The organism is Occallatibacter sp. FHG110214_02 (assembly GCF_059115385.1).
On record NZ_JBZYWK010000004.1, the window covers coordinates 76,651 to 95,269 of the forward strand.

General features: G+C 58.8%; 16 protein-coding genes and 1 tRNA gene. 8 read left to right on the forward strand and 9 right to left on the reverse strand.

What is annotated here, in order from left to right:
- Positions 1 to 39: 39 nt before the first annotated feature.
- The 3 genes from AC5S3R_RS05385 to AC5S3R_RS05395 all read right to left on the reverse strand — a co-directional run bounded on the left by AC5S3R_RS05385 (position 40) and on the right by AC5S3R_RS05395 (position 3,005).
- Positions 40 to 2,526 carry a TonB-dependent receptor gene (locus AC5S3R_RS05385; protein WP_494265970.1) on the reverse strand — a complete coding sequence of 829 codons (2,487 nt, stop codon included), beginning with the start codon at positions 2,524 to 2,526 and terminating at the stop codon, positions 40 to 42.
- A 97-nt stretch (positions 2,527 to 2,623) separates the two neighbouring features.
- Positions 2,624 to 2,700 (reverse strand) — tRNA-Arg (locus AC5S3R_RS05390).
- Positions 2,701 to 2,729: 29 nt separating this feature from the next.
- Positions 2,730 to 3,005 carry a MoaD/ThiS family protein gene (locus AC5S3R_RS05395; RefSeq protein ID WP_494265972.1) on the reverse strand — a complete coding sequence of 92 codons (276 nt, stop codon included), beginning with the start codon at positions 3,003 to 3,005 and terminating at the stop codon, positions 2,730 to 2,732.
- Positions 3,006 to 3,098: 93 nt separating this feature from the next.
- Here AC5S3R_RS05395 and ispG point away from each other — a divergent pair, with 93 nt between their 5' ends.
- Together ispG and AC5S3R_RS05405 are read left to right on the forward strand one after the other, a co-directional pair.
- Complete coding sequence (ispG, locus tag AC5S3R_RS05400; RefSeq protein WP_494265974.1) at positions 3,099 to 4,343, forward strand: flavodoxin-dependent (E)-4-hydroxy-3-methylbut-2-enyl-diphosphate synthase; 1,245 nt, start codon at positions 3,099 to 3,101, stop codon at positions 4,341 to 4,343.
- 121 nt (positions 4,344 to 4,464) lie between these two features.
- Positions 4,465 to 4,977, forward strand: a complete 513-nt coding sequence (locus tag AC5S3R_RS05405; RefSeq protein WP_494265976.1) for a hypothetical protein — start codon at positions 4,465 to 4,467, stop codon at positions 4,975 to 4,977.
- A 35-nt stretch (positions 4,978 to 5,012) separates the two neighbouring features.
- On the opposite strand, the gene AC5S3R_RS05410 is transcribed toward AC5S3R_RS05405, so the two are convergent.
- The 6 genes from AC5S3R_RS05410 to queF form a co-directional block, all read right to left on the reverse strand.
- Positions 5,013 to 6,257: a spinster family MFS transporter gene (locus AC5S3R_RS05410; protein WP_494265978.1), complete on the reverse strand. Its 1,245-nt coding sequence runs from the start codon at positions 6,255 to 6,257 to the stop codon at positions 5,013 to 5,015.
- A gap of 7 nt (positions 6,258 to 6,264) precedes the next feature.
- On the reverse strand, positions 6,265 to 8,379 hold the full coding sequence (locus AC5S3R_RS05415) for a beta-N-acetylhexosaminidase (protein WP_494265982.1): 2,115 nt from the start codon (positions 8,377 to 8,379) through the stop codon (positions 6,265 to 6,267).
- Positions 8,380 to 8,552: 173 nt separating this feature from the next.
- The gene (locus AC5S3R_RS05420) at positions 8,553 to 9,611 is read right to left on the reverse strand and encodes an NAD(P)-dependent alcohol dehydrogenase (protein WP_494265987.1); all 1,059 of its coding nucleotides are present in this window, start codon (positions 9,609 to 9,611) and stop codon (positions 8,553 to 8,555) included.
- A 118-nt stretch (positions 9,612 to 9,729) separates the two neighbouring features.
- The gene (locus tag AC5S3R_RS05425; protein WP_494265990.1) at positions 9,730 to 10,773 is read right to left on the reverse strand and encodes an AraC family transcriptional regulator; all 1,044 of its coding nucleotides are present in this window, start codon (positions 10,771 to 10,773) and stop codon (positions 9,730 to 9,732) included.
- A 136-nt stretch (positions 10,774 to 10,909) separates the two neighbouring features.
- On the reverse strand, positions 10,910 to 11,968 hold the full coding sequence (locus AC5S3R_RS05430; protein ID WP_494265992.1) for an NAD(P)-dependent alcohol dehydrogenase: 1,059 nt from the start codon (positions 11,966 to 11,968) through the stop codon (positions 10,910 to 10,912).
- A 75-nt stretch (positions 11,969 to 12,043) separates the two neighbouring features.
- A complete protein-coding gene (gene queF, locus AC5S3R_RS05435) occupies positions 12,044 to 12,436 on the reverse strand; it encodes a preQ(1) synthase (protein WP_494265993.1) in 393 nt (130 codons plus the stop codon).
- A gap of 123 nt (positions 12,437 to 12,559) precedes the next feature.
- Between queF and AC5S3R_RS05440 the strand changes: the two genes are divergently transcribed.
- From AC5S3R_RS05440 to AC5S3R_RS05465, 6 genes are all read left to right on the forward strand, one after another.
- Entirely contained in the window at positions 12,560 to 13,798 is a 1,239-nt protein-coding gene (locus tag AC5S3R_RS05440; RefSeq protein ID WP_494265994.1) for an efflux RND transporter periplasmic adaptor subunit, read from the forward strand.
- Positions 13,795 to 14,760 carry a tetratricopeptide repeat protein gene (locus tag AC5S3R_RS05445; protein ID WP_494265995.1) on the forward strand — a complete coding sequence of 322 codons (966 nt, stop codon included), beginning with the start codon at positions 13,795 to 13,797 and terminating at the stop codon, positions 14,758 to 14,760. The genes AC5S3R_RS05440 and AC5S3R_RS05445 overlap by 4 nt, the downstream gene beginning before the upstream one ends.
- 11 nt (positions 14,761 to 14,771) lie before the next feature.
- Positions 14,772 to 16,100: a TolC family protein gene (locus AC5S3R_RS05450; protein WP_494265996.1), complete on the forward strand. Its 1,329-nt coding sequence runs from the start codon at positions 14,772 to 14,774 to the stop codon at positions 16,098 to 16,100.
- Between the two features lie 74 nt (positions 16,101 to 16,174).
- Complete coding sequence (hpnJ, locus tag AC5S3R_RS05455) at positions 16,175 to 17,653, forward strand: hopanoid biosynthesis associated radical SAM protein HpnJ (protein WP_494265997.1); 1,479 nt, start codon at positions 16,175 to 16,177, stop codon at positions 17,651 to 17,653.
- Between the two features lie 108 nt (positions 17,654 to 17,761).
- Positions 17,762 to 18,208 carry an EamA family transporter gene (locus tag AC5S3R_RS05460; protein WP_494265998.1) on the forward strand — a complete coding sequence of 149 codons (447 nt, stop codon included), beginning with the start codon at positions 17,762 to 17,764 and terminating at the stop codon, positions 18,206 to 18,208.
- The gene (locus tag AC5S3R_RS05465) at positions 18,205 to 18,615 is read left to right on the forward strand and encodes an EamA family transporter (protein ID WP_494265999.1); all 411 of its coding nucleotides are present in this window, start codon (positions 18,205 to 18,207) and stop codon (positions 18,613 to 18,615) included. Before AC5S3R_RS05460 ends, AC5S3R_RS05465 begins: the two co-directional genes overlap by 4 nt.
- Positions 18,616 to 18,619 lie beyond the last annotated feature (4 nt).

Consider the following 18,619-nt stretch of genomic DNA (forward strand, 5'->3'; position numbering starts at 1 on the left):
CCCTGCGGCCGGAAACGGCAGGGATGAGGGATGTGGAGCCTAGTGCTTTGATTCCCTGCCCCACTGGAAACGGAGGCCTGTGCGGAAATTGAAGGGCAGGCTGGGGTAACCGATGGGGGCGATGTGCTGGCTGCTGGTGAGGTTTTCCAACTGTGCGTAGATGCTTAGCCAGGCGAGGAACTGGTAGCTGCCAGCAGCGTCGAGCCTGGCGTAGCCATGGTCGAGGTTGCGGTTGGGCAGAAGAAGGCTGTTGCCGCCGTTGGCGTCGGAGTATTCGAGATAGGTTGAGTCGTCGCTGCGACTGGCGAAAGCTCCGGTGAGGGCTGCAGAGAGTCTTCGATTGGAGTACGTGGCGGTGAAGAAGCCGGTGTGTGGCGGGCGGCGGAAGGGACGCGCGCCTACTAACGGAGTGAGTGCTCCGATGGGGATGCCGTTGTAGGTGGGCGCGTAGCCTTCGGTGAGGGCTTCGTTGTCGCTGTCGAAAGAGTGCTGGACTACAGCGTCGAGGTAGGTATAGCCGCCGCGGAGGAAGATGCTGCGGCCAATGCCACCTTCTACGGTGGCTTCAATGCCCTGGGCGCGGGATGCTCCGGTGTTGACGTAGAGGCCGTAGTCGTCGGTGTAGTAGTAGCCGAGGGCGTTGATGAGATTCTGGCGGTCGGCTCCGGTGAAGCCGAGGATGTCGGGCAGCAGGTGGCCGCCTACGGATTCAAGCTGGCGACCAAACTCATTGTGGAAGTAGCTGACGCGAAAGAGAATGTGCTGGCTGAGGAAGGCTTGCTCCACGCCACCTTCATAGGTGCGGGCAGAGGGCGGAGCTAGCGGGCCAATGTGAAGCTGCTGCGCTACGTCAGCGTAGCTGTTGGTATTCAGGAAGGTATAGAGCGAGTTGAATTCGTCACCGAGGCTTGGCTCTTCGATGGCGTCGCCGTAGTTGAAGAGGATGCGCGTGCCGGAGAAGATACCGGGGCGGGGTTTGAGAGCGTAGAGACTGAAGCCGGCGCGGGGCGTGGTGTAGGTACCGAAGAGCGCGTAGTGGAGCAGGCTGCCGCCGAGGTAGTAGTAAAAGCGGTTTTTGAAGTCGCCGTGAACGCTGGCGAGGTAATCGTAGTTGGTGGGCTGGATGCTCTCATTTTCCGCGTACGAAGGGATGACTTCCGAGCCGCGTTCGTCTTCATAGTGGAAGCCGATGAGACCCTGCAGGTGCGGGGTGAAGCGGAAGTCGCCTTGATAGAGAAGCTGGTCGCGGTTGGAGACCAGCGAGTATTGAAAGGGGTACTGCTCGGCGTAATCGAGGACGGCCTGGCCGGTGACAGAGTAGCCGTTGGCTCCGGTGATGGTGACGTTGCAGCCGAGGCTGTCGCCGTAGGCGTCGTAGTCGCCGCAGCCGCTCATTTGCCAGAGGGAATATTGCTCGCGCTTGCGGGTAGCACCATACCGAACCATGTTGTGAAAATTGGGAGTGGTCTGGTTATCGATGGCGGCGCTGATGTAGAGGTCTTGATTCTTTTGCGTGGCGTTGTCGGCTACGTGGTAGAAGTCCCATGCGTTGGGCGAGCCGGTGGCGGCTATGTTGTAGTGCACGGTTCCGCGAAGCTGCGTGGAGCCGTTGAGCTGGTAGCCGAAGTTTCCGGCTAGCGAACCTAAATGCGTTTCATCGTTGGGCAGGGCGTTCGACGTTTGGAACCAGCTGTAGGCGGCGAGATAGTCGAGCTTGTTGTGCGCGCCGGCTAGCTGGGCTTCTTCGCGTGAGGTGTTGAAGTTACCGAGATCGGCTTGCGCCATGATGGATGGAAAATTTGTAGTGCCGCGCGGGGTGGTGAAGCTGACGAGCCCGCTGTCGGCGTTGGCTCCGTAGAGGTCGGAGTTGGTGCCGCGGTAGACTTCGGCGCGCTCGATGGCTGTGGTGCTGAAGTCGCCAAGATCGAAAATATTGCCGACCTGGCCGGAGTCGATGCCGTCGATGAGGACCTTGGTTCCTGTGGAGTCGCCGCCGCGGACAAAAAGCGAGGCTTGCGCGCCGCGCTGGCCTGCCTGCACGGCGAAGGTGCCGGGCATGAGACGGAGGGCGCTGACGAAGTCGGTGCGCTGGGCGAAGTCGGGCGCGTTGAGCACGCTGGTGGCGGCGCTGGTTTGGGGCTGCGGGGTTGGTGTGCCTGTCGCCGTGACGACGATGGACTGGCGGACCCACTCGGGTTCGAGAACGATGCTGCGCTCGATGCTGTCGAAGCGGCCAGCGTAGAAGACAGGGGTTTCAAGCTGGCGGAAGGATTTTGCCGAGACGACGAGGAAGAAGCGTCCGGTGGTTCCGGTGTTGATTTCGTAGCTGCCGTCGTTACGGGAGACGGTGGAAGCGGCCACTTTGCTGCCCTGGAGGAGAACTACGGTTGCGCCGGAGACTTTGGCTCCGCTTGCGTCTGTGACGGTGCCACGGACGGATGCGGCTTGCGCGGATATGGCGGCAAAAAAGACTGCGAGAAGTGGCAGAAAGGAGAGTGCTCTCGTGGTTTTTAGAAATTTTTGCATAAGGAGAGACGTAGCTGTGGGTAGTGTCGCTATCCCACATCCCCGGCTGCAGGGATGTGGGGCACCCAAAGTGTATTGGTAGAGCCAGCAAAAACTGTGGTGACCCCGGGCTGATTCGAACAGCCGACCTGTGGTTTAGGAAACCATCGCTCTATCCATCTGAGCTACGGGGCCATTTTCTTCATTTTACCTTGAGAGTGCCTTTAACAGCCGCCGGCGATGGAGGGGATGATGGAGAGCGTATCCGCGGGCTTAATGGCGGTGGCTTCCTTGTCAGGGAGGTAACGGACGTCTTCGTCGTTGAGGTAGAGATTGACGAAGGCGCGGAGTTTGCCTTCCGGCGTGAAGAGGTGCTTGCGGAGGTCTGGGTGGGCCGTGGTCAGGGCGTCGAGGACTTCGGTGACGGTGGCTCCGGGGACTTCTACCGTGTCTTTGCCGCCGGTGAACTGGCGCAGCGGCGTGGGAATGAAGATGGTCATAAAACGTTGATTCCTCTTGACGGCAGGATAATCCAAAAGATGCAGGCTTGGGCGGCGGTTGCCGATTCCTAGTAAACTAGAGTTGAGGATTTTATGGCAGAAATTCGGCGCAGGAAGACACCCACGGTAAAGATTGGCAATGTTCGCGTGGGGTGGGAAGTCCCGGTTGTCGTTCAGTCGATGACCAACACAGATACCGCTGACGCGGCGAGCACGATTGAGCAGGTTGCGGCGCTGGCGCTGGCGGGGTCGGAGCTGGTCCGCGTGACGGTGAACAACGACGAGGCGGCCGCGGCTGTTCCAGCGATTGTGGAGGGGCTGGAGAAGCGCGGGATTCGCGTGCCGATTGTGGGTGATTTTCACTACAACGGACACCTGCTGCTGAAGAAGTTTCCCGAGACGGCGAAGGCGCTGGCGAAGTATCGTATCAATCCCGGCAATGTTTCGATTGGGCGCAAGGATGATGACAATTTCCGCACGATGGTGGAGTGTGCTGTCGAGAACCAGAAGCCGGTGCGCATTGGCGTGAACTGGGGTTCGCTGGACCAGGCGCTGCTGACGCGGATGATGGATGCGAATTCCAAGAGCGCCAGTCCCCTGCCCGCTCGCGACGTGATGATGGAAGCGATGGTGGTGAGCGCGCTGGATTCGGCGAAGGCTGCTCAGCAATATGGATTGCGCGAAGACCAGATTATTCTTTCGGCCAAGGTTAGCGGCGTTCGCGATTTGATTGATGTTTATACGAATCTTGCGGCACGGTGCGATTATGCGCTGCACCTCGGATTAACCGAAGCAGGCATGGGCGCGAAAGGACTGATTGCTTCGGCTGCGGGGCTTGCTCCGCTGCTGCTGGCAGGTATTGGCGATACGATTCGCGTGAGCTTGACACCGAAGCCGGGTGGCGACCGCACGGAAGAAGTTCAGGCGGCGCAGCAGATTTTGCAGTCGCTTTCGATTCGCAGCTTTATGCCGCAGGTTACGAGTTGCCCTGGGTGTGGACGTACCACGAGCACTTATTTCCAGGAACTAGCAGAGCAGATTCAGGGCTACTTGCGGACTTCTATGCCAGAGTGGCGGAAGAAGTATCCGGGCGTGGAAGAGCTGAAGCTGGCTGTGATGGGCTGCGTGGTGAATGGCCCTGGCGAGTCGAAGCATGCGAATCTTGGCATCAGCTTGCCGGGTACGTTTGAAGAGCCGAAGGCTCCGGTGTATGTGGATGGGAAGCTCTATACGACGCTGAAGGGCGACACGATTGTGGCGGAGTTCAAGGAGATTCTCGACAAGTACGTGGAGAGCCACTACGGGGCAAAGGATGAAGAACTGGTGGGAGCGAAATAAGCTTCTGCTGATTTCTGAAAAATAAGGGCTGCGGAACTTTGGTTCCGCGGCCCTTTCTCTTTTGGCCGCTTCGCGATAGGATGGCTGCAAATTCCCTTTTCTGATTTTTCCGGAGGCTGCTGTGCGGATTCGCCTTGCTGTCTTTGCGGTTTGCTGTGCCTTGGTTTCGACGCTGGCTTATGCGGGTAAGCCTAAGGCGTGTGTTTCTACCGATGAGGCTGGGCAGAACGTGAACAAGGACATTTGCGTGGCGGCTCATGTTTATGACGTGGTGGAGCTGCCGGATGGGACGCGGTTTCTGGATGTTTGTACGCCGGAGACGCCGGATGAGCGGTGCCGGTTTACGATTCTCAGCTTGCGGGAGGACCGCGATACGGTTGGGGATTTAGAAAAGCTGCGCGATGCGAATGTGGAGATTCGCGGGGTGGTGCGGGCAATGAATGGGCGGGCAGGGATTACGCTGAGCCATGTGCGGCAGTTTTATGGAGGGCCGCCGAAGTTCAGGCCGAATCCGCGGCTGGCGCGCGGGTTTACGGGAGACACGGAGAAGCCGCCGGTGCGGGACCCTAATTTACAGAGGCATGGAGGGCGGAGGGCGTTTATGAATGAACGGGTGATGGAGACGAGGAAGTAAGGACGAAGGACGGAGGGACGAAAAAGTTGCCCTTGCTAACCCTCCTGAGGTGCTTCCAGTTTTGGGGCGAAGCGGGAGCCTAGCTGGAGGATGGTGGCGGAAATTATCAGGAAGATCAGGGTTACGCCTAAGGCCAGTGAGAGGTTGGTGCGGTCGGAGATGGCGCCGATGATTTGTGGGGAGAAGGTGTCTCCGAGAAAGTGGATGAAGAAGAGGTTTACGGAGATTGCCGTAGCTCGGACGGGGGCGGAAACTGAGTTTACGATAGCGGTGTTGAGCGGGCCAGTGTTGAGGAAGAGGAAGAATTCGGCCAGTACAAGGGCAGGGACGGCGGTGGATTTAGGGCCGAAGAAGACTAAGGCTCCGAATGGGAGCGTGAGGGCTACGCTGAGAGCCGAGAAGAGATAGAGGGCGCGGTCGTTGGTGCGGAGCCAGCGCTGCGCGAGCCAGCCGCCAAAGATGGTTCCGGCGATGCCGTCTATGGCTGTGATGGCTGAGACGATAAAGCTGGCTTTGCTTACGGGGTAGCTAAGCTGGCGGTGCAGGAATGTCGGGACCCAGGTGGAGATACCGCCCATCGCGAAGGTCAGCATGGCGAGGCCGAGGGTTGCGGTGAGGAAGGCTCCGTTGCGGAAAAGACCTAAGAAGGTTGCGCGGTTGAGGTCAGGCTGGATGTGGTCTGAGGCTCCGCGTTGCGGTTCCCTGCCGAGGAGCCAGTAGAGTGCTGCCACAAGAAGACCGGGAAATGCGCAGAGGAAGAATGGGGCGCGCCAGCCGTATGCGGAGCCGAGTGTGCCACCGGCTAAATAGCCCAATGCTGCGCCTACGGGGATGGCCAGGTAGAAAGCTGACAGGATGCGGTTGCGATCACGCTCGGGATAGAAGTCTGCGAGGACTGCGGGGGCGAAGATGGTGAAGGTTGCTTCCCCGATGCCGACGACGGCGTGACGGAGGAAGAGCGTCCAGTAGCCGTGAACCCATGCTGTGCCGAGTGTGGCGAGCGACCACAGGACTGCGCCGGCAATGATGAGCGGCTTGCGCGGGAGGCGGTCGCCGAGCCAGCCGGTGAGCGGCGCGATAAGCATGTAGGTGAAGAAGAAGCCCGTGGTCAGCGCGCCCATCTGCTGATCGTTCCAGCCGTATTCCTTCTGGATAAGGGATTGTGCGCCGGGCAGGATGTAGCGGTCGATGAAGTTGAGCAGGTTGAGCGCGATGAGCAGAAGCAGCGTGACAAAGCCTGCGCTGATCTTCAAACGTGCAGGCTGTTCCATCGCAGTCATATCGTTCCTAGAACAACGGGTAAGCAGTCGGTTCCGGAGTCAGCTCGCCATGCAGAAGAGATGCAAACTCTGGCGTTACGCCAAGCTCCACCTGCCCATCCACTGCCTGCGCGGCCTTCAGCAGTTCATCCGCACGTGCCAGCTCCGCGCCTTCAAGCCGCTTCCCTTTCTCCAACTTCACCATCACACCCGACGTAAACTTTGCCAATTCCGCCAGCCTCGCGGAATGCCCCTTCACCGCCTCCAGCTTTTCAAGCTTCGCACTGGCTGCCGCAAATCGGGCATCATTGGCCACCCAAGTCTCCAGCGTCTTGCGAATCTCCGCCTCCGACACCGCATCCCTCTTCACCAGAAACGACTTCACCGCCGCGCGAAACCGATACTTCGCCTCCGAATCCACAAGCGCCACATCGGCCACCTGGTCCAGCTTCAGCGTTTCGCCCTCCATTCTCGCGTGCAGTGCACTCGACATCAGCCGCTTATATCCCTTAATCGGTGTCAGCACATCAAGCAGCGTCCGCACAGCCTCCACATCGCCACCAGCCGCCAGCCGTTCCACGCCGCGCCGGTAGTCCTCCAGGTTGTGTACGCCCTCCCGGTCCAGCACCGCGCTCAGCCGGAACAGCCTTGCATACAGCGCATCCGGCTCCGCCGCGCGCCCCTCGGTCCATAACCGCTCCGCAATGGCGCCCTGCCGCGGCCACATCCGCGCCTCCACGTTGTCGCGGTCCGCCATCTCCGTCCACAGCGCGCCCTCGCCGCCCATCAACGCCTTGCCGCTCCCCTCCTCCGCCGGCAACGCATCATTCGCGTAGTGCACATACGCCGGATAAAACAGGTCTAGATAAAATCCCTTGGAAACCAGCAGCCTGTCCTTCGCCGCCAGAGGCGTCTTCAACAAATCCACCTTCGCCAGCGGCGACCACACCTGATATACGCCTCCCGCCTTCGACTCCGGCGCATAGGCCTCTTCCCACGCCACCATCGTCCGCCCATGCTTCGCCACCAGCTCATTCACGCGGCTCACAAAATACGCCTGCAGCGCCGGCGCATCGGCAATCCCGTGCGCCTTCATAAACGCAACAATCGACGGATTCGCCAGCCATACCGCGCCGTTGTTCTCGTCCGCGCCAATGTGAAAATATGGCGCCGGAAACAACTCCGCCATCTCTCCGATAAATCGATCCAGAAATTCATACGTCGTCTCGCGGCTCGGATCAAATGCCGGCGTCTTCGCCGTCGTCATCACCTTCATAATCTCCGTCAGCGTCGCATCCTTACCGATCCCCTCTATCTTCAACTCGCCTGGCTTAAACGGCCCCTCCGAGCTCGAAAGCTCCGGGTAACCGGCAAACCAGCTCTGCGCGTGCGAAGGCATGTCAAACTCCGGCACAATCACAATCCCGCGAAGCGCCGCATCGCGAATCAGCCCCTTCAACTCTGCCTGCGTATAAAACTCGCCGTCCGAGCCCATCTGCTGCAGCCTGGAAAACGCCTTCGACTCCACGCGAAAGCCCTCGTTGTCTGACAAGTGCAGATGCAGTACATTCAGCTTCACCAGTTCCATCGCGTCGAGCGTCCGCTCCAGCGCGTCGATAGGAACAAAGTGCCGCGCGGTGTCCACCATCACGCCTCGCCACGCATACAACGGCGCGTCCGCAATCGTCACAGACGGCAGTGCCGTCGCCGCGCCATGCCCTGCAATTAACTGCCGCACCGTCGCCAACCCGCGCACCGCGCCCAGGCTCGTCGCTGCCTCCAGCCGCGCTCCATCCGGCCCAATCGTCAGCGTGTAACTCTCATTGCCGCCAATCTGCGCCGTCGCCGCTTTCCCAACCGCAACCACCAGTTCGCCCTTGCCGCCGGCCGTGCCCGTGACCGCTACAGCATGGCCCGCTGCGCGCTCCAGCGATTTCCCCAGCCGCTCTGACGCCGACCGCGAAACTTCATCGCCCGCCGGAGCCTCTACCACTACGCGGAAGCTCTTCCCCACCACCAGCGAGCCCTGCCCCACGCTCAACTTCTGCGGCAGCGGCATCAGGGAAACCTCATTCGCGCTCTGCGAATACGCAACCATGCCAAACCCAAGCGCTACGGCACATAAAACCGGAATTCTACCCATCAGGGAAGCCTCTTATACGGGAAATGAATGGACTTGCGACAGAATAGCCGGGCAAGTTCGCTCATGTCACCCACCGGGACGAGACGGGAACAATCCCACAAACAGAATTGCCGCTGTGCAAACGTCTTTAGCGTCCGCACAGCGGCAATCCGCACTCTTAACGCAGTTAAGAATTATTCCGACTTCAGCGAAGCCATGTCGATGGAGAAGCGATACTTCACATCGGATTTGAGCATGCGCTCGTAGGCTTCGTTGATCTTCTGGATGGGAATGACTTCAACGTCAGCGGTGATGTTGTGGTCGCCGCAGAAGTCGAGCATCTCCTGTGTTTCCGCGATGCCGCCGATGAGCGAGCCTGACAGGCTCTTGCGTCCGAAGATGAGGCCGAAGGCTGCTACCGGGAGCGGCTTTTCCGGTGCGCCAACAAGGGTGATGTTGCCATCGGCGCGGAGCAGTTGGAGATAGGCATTGATGTCGTGCTCGGCGGAAACGCAGTCGAGGATGAAGTCGAAGCTGAAGGCATGCCTGGCCATCTGCGCGGCATCCTTGGAGATGACAACTTCATCGGCTCCGAGGTGCATGGCGTCTTCGCGCTTGCTCTCCGAGGTGGTGAAGACGACGGTGTGCGCGCCGAGGGCGTGTGCGAACTTGACGCCCATGTGGCCGAGACCGCCCAGGCCTACGATGCCAACTTTCTTACCCTTGGTGACGCCCCAGTGGCGCAGCGGAGAGTAGGTGGTGATGCCTGCGCAGAGCAGCGGTGCGGCTCCGGCGAGGTCGAGGTGCGCGGGAACCTTGAGGGCAAAACGCTCGGTGACAACTATGCTGTCCGAGTAACCGCCGTAGGTGCGGAGGCCGGTGTGCTTGTCGGGCGAGTTGTAAGTGAAAGAGGCGTTGGGGCAGAACTGCTCCATGTCAGCTTGGCACGCAGGACAGGTTCCGTCGGAGTCCACGAGACAACCGACGCCTGCGATATCGCCGACCTTGAACTTGGCTACCTTGGAGCCAACAGCGGTAACGCGACCAATGATTTCGTGACCGGGAACGCAGGGATAAACAGTGGGATTGCCTTCGTGCCACTCGTCGCGGATCTGATGCAGATCGGAATGACAGACGCCACAGAAGAGGATTTCAATTTGAACATCGAGTTCGGTTAGATCGCGCCGCGCGATCGTTGTGGAGACTAGCGGCGATGTCGCACTGGCAGCAGAATAAGCTTTCGCGTTGTACATGCCTTTAGAATGCCGTCGAAAATGCTAAAAATGCAAAAAATAAACGGCTTACAGTGCGCTCGAATTGAAAGAAAGTTGAGGAAAACTCAAGTTCGAGCGCGATGAAGGCGGCTTCCGGTCAGGCGTGAACGGAATCGCAGACAAGCGGCTCAGAGGTCTGGCTACTGCGATGGCGCTGCGTCTCTCTCCAGCGGGCGGGTGGAATCCCTTCCCAGGAACGGAAGGCGCGGACGAAGGAGTTGGCATCTTCATAGCCAAGCAGCCATGCGGTCTCATTCAGCTCAAGAACAGAGTTGGAAAGATAGTGGCGGGCGAGTTGGCGACGGGCTTCTTCCAGAACCTGCTGGAAGTTCTGGCCGGAATCCTGCAGGCGGCGCTGAAGGGTGCGCGGACTGAGGTGAAGTTCGCGGGCTATTTCCTCCATGCGTGGACGGCTTCCGGCAAGCCTGTGCTGAATGACGGCACGAACACGTTCCAGAAAAGAGGCTTCTCCGGCATTTGCCTGCAGTTCTTCATCAAGCTGCGGAGCAAGCATGGAAAAAAGCTCGTCGTTGCGAGTGATGAAGGGACGCTGCGCGTCCGAGGCGCGGAAGATGATGGCGTTGCGCGAGCTTCCAAAGACAATGGAGCATCCAAAGTGACGCTCGATGGTTTTGGCGTAAGATCGCGGACGCATTAGCTCAAGACGCAGTGGAGCGAGGCGGGTTCCGGTGCCGTGGCGGGCGATGGTCAGCACCCATGAGAAACAGAGATCGATGAGAGCCTCCGGCTCGGCTCCCTCGGCCAGGAGCCAACGAAACTGGATGCTCCACTCCTCGCCTTCGATTGTGTGGCGGATTTCTTCCGGGCTGCAGATCTGCTTGTAGCGCGCGGCCTGGTTCACGGCCTGGCCGAGAGTTTCCATGGAAAGGGCGGCGAGAGCGATTACGTCAAAATTTTCGGTTTTGGTTTCCTGGCCTAGATAAAGGCCGATGGCGGGGTCCGTGCTGGTTGCCCCAACGCTGTTCCAGAAAGCGAAAAGCTCTTCCGTGGTAACAAGTATGCGGGACTGGTCGAAGAGATCGAGCGGAAGTCCGGCGTGGCGAAGAACTGCGGGAATGGAAATGCCGAGTTCTTTAAGGCGGACCATGTAGCGGCCGGGGATGCGGAAGTGCTTGCTCATTGTGCTTCAGGAAATGTGGTTACAAACAAAATGGTAAAGGCGGAAGACCGCAGTTTGGCTGAATTGTACATGGCAGGCCGGGGATGTGCTCCCGGCCTGCCGTGGTTAGGCGTGATGCGAACAGTGTCTCTGCAAGCTACTCATTCTTGAGCGAGGCCATGTCGATGGAGAAGCGGTACTTTACGTCGGACTTCAGGAGACGCTCGTAGGCTTCATTGATTTTCTGCATCGGAATGACTTCGACATCGGCAGTGATGTTGTGCTGGCCGCAGAAGTCTAGCATTTCCTGTGTTTCTGCAAGACCGCCAATGGGGGAGCCGGAAAGGCTCTTGCGGCCAAAGAGCAGGCCGAAAGCGGCGACCTGCAGGGGTTTTTCCGGCGCACCGACGAGGGTAATGTTGCCGTCGCGACCGAGAAGCTGCAGGTAAGCGTTGATGTCGTGGTCAGCGGAGACAGCGTCGAGGATGAAGTCGAAGCTGCCTGCGTGTTTGGCCATCTGGTTGGCGTCTTTGGAGATGATGACTTCATCCGCGCCGAGACGCAGAGCGTCTTCCACCTTGCTGGGCGAAGTGGTGAAGACGACAGTGTGTGCTCCGAAAGCATGAGCGAACTTGACGCCCATGTGACCGAGGCCGCCGAGACCGACAATGCCAACCTTTTTGCCCTTCGTTACGCCCCAGTGGCGCAGCGGCGAGTAAGTGGTGATGCCAGCGCAGAGTAGCGGCGCGGCTCCGGCAAGGTCCAGGTTGCCGGGAACCTGGAGGGCGAAGCGCTCGGTGACCACGATGCTATCGGAGTAGCCGCCGTAGGTGACACCGCCCAGGTGCTTGTCCGGGAAGTTGTAGGTGAGGGTGGGGTTGGAGCAGAACTGTTCGAGGCCCGCTTTGCATTCGGGACAGGTACCGTCGGAGTCTACGAGACACCCGACAGCGGCGAGGTCGCCGACTTTGAGTTTGGTTACGTGGGAGCCAACGCTGGTGACGCGGCCTACGATTTCATGTCCGGGAACGCAGGGATAGACGGTGGGCATGACTCCGCTCCACTCGTTACGTACCTGGTGGAGATCCGAGTGACAGACACCACAGAAGAGGATTTCGATTTGTACGTCGTGTTCGGTTAGATCGCGCCGCGCGATCGTGGTGGAGGCTAGCGGCGATGTCGCACTGGCTGCAGAATAAGCTCTCGCGTTGTACATGAGCTTACTGTAGGCGTATCCCGCATCGTACGATATGCAGAATACGCCAATCTTTATGCAGATTACGCCGCGCGCTTACGGGCGTGGCCAGCGGGCTTCTACCGTGGTGCCAATGCCACCGCGGGGGCGGAAAACGCCTTTGACTACGGCCCAAACGGGGTCGGTGGCCTTCACGATGTCTTCGAGGACCTGGTTGACGATGTTTTCCTGGAAAATGCCGAGGTTGCGATAGCAGAAGAGGTATTCCTTGAGCGACTTGAGCTCGAGGCAGCGCTCGCGGGGCATGTAACGGATGGTCAGGATGCCGAAGTCGGGCAGGCCGGTCTTGGGGCAGACGCTGGTAAGCTCAGGGTCGTCGATTTCGATTTCATAGCCGGGAAACTGGTTCTTCCATGTTTCGATGGCAGGAAATTTGAAATCGAGGCCGGCTTGCGCGTGATCGTCAGTGTAACGGGGATTTGCAGACATATCCCTATTGTACGGGCGGTTGCAATGGGAATAAAGCGATAGCGGCAAGTTGATTCGCTTCAACGATTTTTCCGCATCCTTTGCCTTTACATGGAGTCAGATATACTGACTCAGGTTAGGTGCATGGCACAGGAAAGAAAGCAACTGAAATGGCGCTGGATTTGGGCCCTCGCCGCTGTCCTTCTGGTCGGTCTTTTTTTTGCGGTCCGGGAGTTGACGCGCGACAGGCTACAAGTGCGCGTGGTGCAGGTCTCGCGGCAAGAGCTGGTGAGCCTTTTAAGCACCAATGGCCGCGTGGAGCCGGAGACCAATTACGAACTGCATAGCCCGCTGGCTACCACGGTGAAGGCTGTGTATGTGCATCCCGGAGACGTTGTTGCCGCCGGTAAAGTGCTGGCGATGCTGGACGATGTGGAAGCACGGGCACGAGTGGCATCGGCTGAGAGCGGTGTGAAGTCCGCGCAGGCGTCCCTGGATGCGGTTGCGCACAATGGCACGCTGGAGCAGCAGCAGGGCGCGGCGGCGGATATCATGCGGGCGCGGCTGGATCGCGATTCGGCACAACGGGACCTGGATACGCTGACAAAGTTGAATGGTACGGGCGCGGCTTCCGCGAGCGAGGTGGCAGCGGCACGGCAACGGCTGGTTTCGGCGCAGGCATCGCTGGATTCGTCGCAGTCGATTGCGCATAACCGCTACTCCCCTGCCGAGGTGGAGCGTGCGCGGGCGGCGCTGGTGGATGCGCAGGCGAATCTCGCGGCGGCGCAGTCTACGGCGGCCAAGCTGGCTATTAAGGCGCCCATATCGGGCACGGTGTACAGCATGGACGTGCTTCCTACGGCGTTTGTAGAAGGCGGCAAGATGCTGATGCAGATTGCGGACCTGCATCACATTCGCGTGCGGGCTTACTTTGATGAGCCTGACCTGGGCAAACTGGCCGTAGGACAAAAAGTTGAAGTAGGGTGGGATGCGCGTCCGGGACAGGTCTGGAAGGGGCACATTGACCGCGTGCCTTCCACGGTGACGAACTACAACACGCGCAACGTGGGCGAAGTTCTGATTGGGCTTGATGACGTGGACGGCCAGCTACTGCCGGACACTAACGTGACGGTGAAGGTTACGATTTCGAGCGAATCCAACACGCTGGGCGTGCCGCGCGAGGCGCTGCACGTGGAGGGTGGCCAGAAGTTTGTCTATCGCGTAGTGAACAACCAACTGAAGCGGACGCCGGTGACGACGGGGACGATTACCCTGACGCAGGTGGCGATTCTTTCTGGCGTGAACGCGGGAGATGTGGTGGCTATCGGCACTGCGAACGGACAGCCTTTGCAGCAGGGCGTTCCGATTAAGGAAGTGCAGTGAGGCGGATGCTTCCATTGGCGCTGGCTGCCGTGCTGAGCCTTGCCGCGCAGGCGCAGAAGAGCGGGATTGCCGCTGTGAATGCCGCGCTACAGGCGGGTGAGGCAGACCAGGCGCTTTCGTTGCTGTCTTCCCTGCCTGCGAATGATGCTGCCAGTGCGGATGCGCATAATCTGCGGTGCCGCGTTTACTTTACGCTGGAGCAGTTTGACTCCGCCTTGAGGGAGTGCGAGCAGGCGACGCAGTTGGATGGGCAGAACTCCAACGAGCATATGTGGCTGGGGCGCGCGCTGGGTGAAAAGGCTGGGAAGGCTTCCTTCATGAGCGCGTATGGATTGGCGAAGCGCACGCGTGCGGAGTTTGAGCAGTCGGTGCAGTTGAATCCACGCAATGCAGAGGCACTGGCGGACCTGGGCGAGTTTTATAGCTCGGCTCCAGGTGTGGTAGGCGGCGGCATGGATAAGGCCAACGGCGTTGCGGCGCAACTGGACAAGGTAGACCAGGCGCGAGCGCATGAACTGCGGGCACGTATTGCGGAAGGCAACAAGGATTATGCGGCTGCGGAGCGCGAGTTTCGGGCAGCGATTGCTGCCAGCGCGCATCCGGCGTTTCAGTGGATGACGCTGGGAAGCTACCTGCGCAGGCGGCAGCAGTGGGATGCGATGGAACAAGCCATTCAGCGCGGTTTTGCGTTGGCTCAGCGAGATCACACGGCTGCAGTGGCGCTTTATAACGGCGCGACGGTGCTGATTCGCGCAGGGCGGAATGCAGACCTGGCGGCGAAGCTGCTGGATACCTATCTGGCTGGCTCGCTGAAGACGGAAGAAGCGCCTGCATTTGTGGCGCATGTGGCGCGGGCAAAGGTTGCGCTGCAGACCGGCGACAAAGATACAGCCAAGCGTGAACGCGATGCGGCGCTGGCGATGGCAAGCACTTATAAACCTGCGAGAGATTTGAAGTTCTAATGGCCGGAAGAATGCGAGTAAAGAAAGATTCAATTCGTCCGGTATTGGCTGCTTCCCTGCTTGCCGCGGGGGTGTTGCTCTTCCCTGTCCTGGGTGGGGCGCAGGTTTCGCTCAGGACCGTGGTGGATTTGGCGCAGCGGAATTCAAGCACCGTGAAATTGGCCCTTACGGATGTGGATAAGGCAAGAGCTGCGCTGGCCGAGAGCAAGGATGTTGTGATTCCGTCGGTTCAGTTTGCTACCGGCATTCCGACATTTCCTGAGATTGGCTTTACCGGACAGCCGCCATCTATTTTCAGCGTGACTGTTCAATCATTGGTATTCAGTATTCCGCAAAAGCATTACATCGATGCGGCCCGCACGGGTTTGAAAGCCGCCAATGTGCGTCTCAAGGATGCTCTTGAGCAATCGGCGCTGGATGCTTCGACTGCGTACATCGAGCTTGATTCTGTGAACCAGCAGATTGTAGCGGCTAAGCAGGAGCAGGCGCTTGCCGAACGGCTGGTCGAGATTGAGCAGGAACGCGCGGAGGCTGGCGTTGATCCTCTGAGTGAGCTGCTGCAGGCAAAGCTGACGACTGCGCAGATTAAGCTGGCACGGCTGCACCTGGAGACTCGTGCGGGAACTCTTGCCAAGCAGCTTGCGGTGCTGACTGCGCTGCCTGTGGGCTCGATTACGCCAGACCATGGGAGCATTCCGGAGATTCCGGCTGTGCATGGAGAGCTTGCAGCACGCACGCTGCCGGGGATTGAAGCTGCGCGGTTGAATGCGGATTCGCGGGAGCAACTGGCTCACGGAGACAGGGATACAAATTTCTTCCCCCAGCTAAGTTTCTTTGCGCAGTACAACCGCGATACACAGCTTCTGAATAATGTGAACAATTACTTCGTAGGTGGCCTGCCTGCCGATAACTTTGCTTCCGGGGTTAACATCTCCGTGCCGCTGTTCGATATGGTTCATCGTGCAAAAGGCCGTGAATCCGCAGCGGATGCGCTGAGGGCGCGAGTTGAAGCAGAGCAGGCGGAACATCAAAACGATGTAGCCATTGCCCAACTGACGGGAACACTGCGCGAGTTGGATGCGATGGAAGAGGTTGCAAACCTGAAGCAACAGATTGCCGCGGACCAGTTGAAGACTGTGAACGTGCAACTGGAAAACGCTAGTGGGGGGCCAAACCAGCCCCAGACTGCTCCCAAGACCGGGCAGTTGGCCCGGATTGATGAGCGGCAGAAATTTACTGACTCGCTGGAAGCTGGCTTCGAGCTTTCCAAGGCCCGGCTGGAACTGCTGCGGGCTCTAGGACATATCGAAGACTGGCTCAACGAGGTCCATGCAAAGTAACTGCACCATGGCCGAAAATGGCCGCGCCATTCAAGCTGAAAAAGTTACTGAATGGTAAAATAAGAGAGATGCCTATGCCTTTGAAGACACTATTTTTGAACCCGCCGTCTTTCGAGAATTTCGATGGTGGCGCCAGCTCGCGTTGGCCGGCAACGCGCGAGATTGAGTCGTATTGGTACCCGGTTTGGCTTGCTTACCCTGCGGGATTGCTTGAGGGCTCGCGCCTGCTGGATGCGCCGCCGCACCATATCTCCGCGCAGGAAACGATTGAGATTTGCAAGAGCTACGAGTTCCTGGTGCTCTTCACTTCGACCGTGGGTTGGGAGGGCGACCAGCGTCTTGCCGAGGCGATCAAGGCTGCGAATCCTTCGATTCGCATTGCGTTTGTTGGACCGCCGGTAACGACGGACCCTGAGCGCGCGCTGAATGAGTGCGCGGTACTGGACTTCATCTGCCGCCGCGAGTTTGACTTTTCCATTGTGGAGTATGCCAACGGCAAGCCTCTCAATGAAATTCTTGGCATCAGCTACAAGCAGGATGGCAAGATTCTGCACAATCCTGACCGCCCGCAAGTGGATGAGGATCAGCTCAGCAAGATGCCTTGGGCTACGCAGATTTACAAGCGTGACCTGGACGTGACGCGCTATAACGTGCCGTTCCTGCTGCACCCGTATATTTCGCTCTACTCTTCGCGTGGATGCCCGGCACAGTGTACGTTCTGCCTGTGGCCGCAGACGCTGAGTGGACACGCGTGGCGCCGTCGTTCTACTGACGACGTGGCCGCTGAAATGAAGTGGGCAAAGGAGAACTTCCCTGAGGTTAAGGAGTTCTTCTTTGACGATGACACCTTCAACATTCAGAAGGCACGCACGATCGAGCTTTGCGCCAAGCTGAAGCCACTGGGCCTGACGTGGAGTTGCACTTCCCGCGTAACGACCGACCGCGAGACACTGAAGGCGATGAAGGAAGCGGGATGCCGCTTGCTTATCGTGGGCTTTGAGTCGGGCGATCCGCAGATTCTCAAAAACATCAAGAAGGGCGCTACGGTTGAGCGCGCTCGGGCGTTTGCGAAGGACTGCAATGATCTTGGCCTTGTGATTCACGGCGACTTTATTCTTGGCCTTCCGGGTGAGACGAAGGAGTCGATTCGCAACACGATCAACTTTGCGAAGACGCTTGATTGCGAAACAATCCAGGTTTCGATTGCACACGCCTATCCCGGAACGGAGTTCTACGACTTCGCGAAGAGCAACGGCTTTATCACGAATGAGCGTATGGAAGACGGGGGCGGCCACCAGATGGCACACATTGAATACCCCGGCCTGCCCGTTGATTACGTGATGGAGATGGTGCATCGTTTCTATGACGAGTACTACTTCCGTCCCAAGGCGGCGTTCCGCGTTATCTGGAAGGCGATTATCAATCGCGATGTGCCGCGCCTGTATGTCGAGGCCAAGGCATTCCTCAAGCTGCGCGCACAGCGCAACAAGATGGTGAAAGATGCTCGCAGTAAGCAGGCCGAGCCAACATCTCCAGCAGGAGCCAGTGTCTAATCGCTTTGTCGTGCATCTATTCAGGAGGGCCACCCATTGCGGCGGCCCTCCTTTCGTATTTGGTTTGGAAATTCATTGAAGTGCAGTTGAGGGGTTGGCAGTTTGGGGATGGGGCAGGCGAAACTTTCTTTCGGACAATGGGTAATACTCGGACTGGTAGCCATCTGTGCGCCGCTGGGAGATGCTTGCCTGTTTCGCGGCATGAGCGCTATTCCGCAAATCAGCCTGACACATCCACAATCCCTGATTGCGGCTGTTTTTACGCCGTGGATTGCGGGTGGAATTGCGTTGCTGATCTGCTTCTTTGCCAGCTACCTGACTGCGCTTTCATGGGCTGACCTTACCTTTGTTTTGCCTGCTACCGCGTTCGGCAACATGATTGTGGAGTTGCTGGCGAAGTTCTGGATCAAGGAAGAGGTTTCGCTGGAGCGCTGGCTTGGCGTGCTACTGATTACAGTGGGCGTGGGCTTTGTGGCGCAGGGGCCAGCACGTACGGAGTTGCCCGGTGAGAGTGTGGCTGCCGCTACTTCGATGGAAGAGGAGAAAGCACGATGACGATTCTCTCCCCTTCCGCTGTCTCCGCGCATCCCTGGCTTAGCGCTGCGATGATTGCAGCGATTATTGTGGCTTCCACGGCTGGCGAAGTGCTGACCGCGGCTGCGATGAAGTCGATTGGCGACCTTGATGTGATCCGCGAGCGCTCGGGAATGAAGGGTGCGATTCGCGCTGTGTTGACGTGCCCGTTATTCTTTGCCGGGGTTGGATTTCTGGCGCTGGGGTTCTTCTCACTGCTGTTTGCTCTGAATCATCTGAGCCTGGGGTTGGTTGCGCCGGCTTCGGCTTCCCTTACGGTGGTCACCAATGCGATTGCCGCGAAGTTCTTTCTGCATGAGAACGTGGATAAGCGAAGATGGACGGCGGCTGTGCTGATCTGTATTGGGGTTTATTTTCTGGTGCATTGAGAAG